1 protein-coding gene and 1 pseudogene are annotated in these 1,359 nt (G+C 38.5%); both read right to left on the bottom strand.

Annotation, left to right across the window (positions count from 1 at the left end; genetic code table 11):
- Positions 1–704: pseudogene (istB, locus tag FC47_RS10515) on the bottom strand (IS21-like element helper ATPase IstB); the annotation flags it as partial.
- Between the two features lie 12 nt (positions 705–716).
- The coding region (locus FC47_RS10685) for a transposase (RefSeq protein WP_162258428.1) at positions 717–1,359 on the bottom strand (643 nt) is incomplete at its 5' end.

The raw sequence follows: 1,359 nt of genomic DNA, 5'->3' as shown, positions 1-1,359 counted from the left end.
CCTGCAATTTTAATGATATGTGACTTATAGACCAGACGATCCAAAATGGTTTCCGCTGCGGCTGGATTATGTAGAATTTCTCCCCATCCAGATAGTGGTACGTTAGTTGTGATGATTGTTGAATGCTGCTCATACCGATTGTTAACGAGTTGAAACAGTAAGTTCGCATCATCAGGTTTCATTGGTAAATAGCCAATCTCATCAATGATTAACAGCTCATAATTTGAGTATCTCTTCATCTGCCTTTCCAGAGTTCCTTTACCGTCGGCCGTTCTTAAAGCCAGTAGAAGGTCATGGCAATTGATAAACAGGGTCTTAAAGCCATGTTCACACGCTATCAGCCCTAAGCCAATCGCTAGGTGCGTTTTGCCGACTCCTGGACTGCCAACCAGTAAAATATTTTGGTGATTGTTTAAGAAGCCTAACGATTTAAGCCCCAGAATCTCCTGCTTATTGATTGAAGGCTGGAAGTTAAAGTCGAACTCATCAATTCTTTTGACGATCGGAAACTTGGCTTGCTAGATTCGCTTTTTAATTTCTTGATCCCGTCGGTATTGCAGCTCACTTTCGGTTAATTTTAATAATGCTTCACCGAAACTGAGTCGCTGTTGATCGACCTCCGTACTATAATTTTGATAATTTTCACTGAAATTGTTTAATTTTAATTGTGCTAAATTTGAGATAAGCTGTTCATAGTCCGTCATAAATTCAACTCCTTACAGACAATCGTATGCTTTAAGATTCTCGCTCATATACTTATTGAGCTCGTCTTCTGAGCGGTCCTTAAAAAGATCCGTCTTTAAAATTGCTTTGTAATCATCCTCGTTATAGTTGAATTGCTTATCGGTTAGGTTATGAGATCTAATTTCCACTCCCATATAATAAATTTTGATACTTTTATTGGTGGGACTTAGTTTAATTTCAACTGTTTTTCCTATATACTTAGGATCAACGGAGTACTGATTCTTCCTGAACATAATCATTGAATCTTTCGATACTTTTCGAGTCTGCACGCTGTTAAAGTATCTATCGATGTCATCGTTTAGGGGATTGAGGCACTCCTTTTCTTTTTGCCATAATTCCTTTGGAATTTTATGCGTGCTCTGAGATTCCTCTAAATTCAAATCTCGACAGATCTCATCAACGATACCATCAAGTTCCTTTAAGGTTTTAAATTCACCATCGTAAGGAGCTAGTCGGCTAGTTGTTCTCGCTAGAGATTCCACAACGCCCTTTGTTTGTGGCCTGTATGGCTGACAGGCAATCGCCTTAAATCCAGCATCTTTGCTAAAAGAAAGAAATTTTTCGTTGAATTTAACATGTCCAGGATAACTGGAGAGAGTGTCAATAATTTTGTGT

Origin of the sequence: Limosilactobacillus mucosae DSM 13345 (assembly GCF_001436025.1) — a bacterium.
Classification (GTDB): domain Bacteria; phylum Bacillota; class Bacilli; order Lactobacillales; family Lactobacillaceae; genus Limosilactobacillus; species Limosilactobacillus mucosae.
The sequence above is the reverse complement of the archived record's forward strand: the minus strand, read 5'-3'. Positions and strand labels throughout refer to the sequence as shown.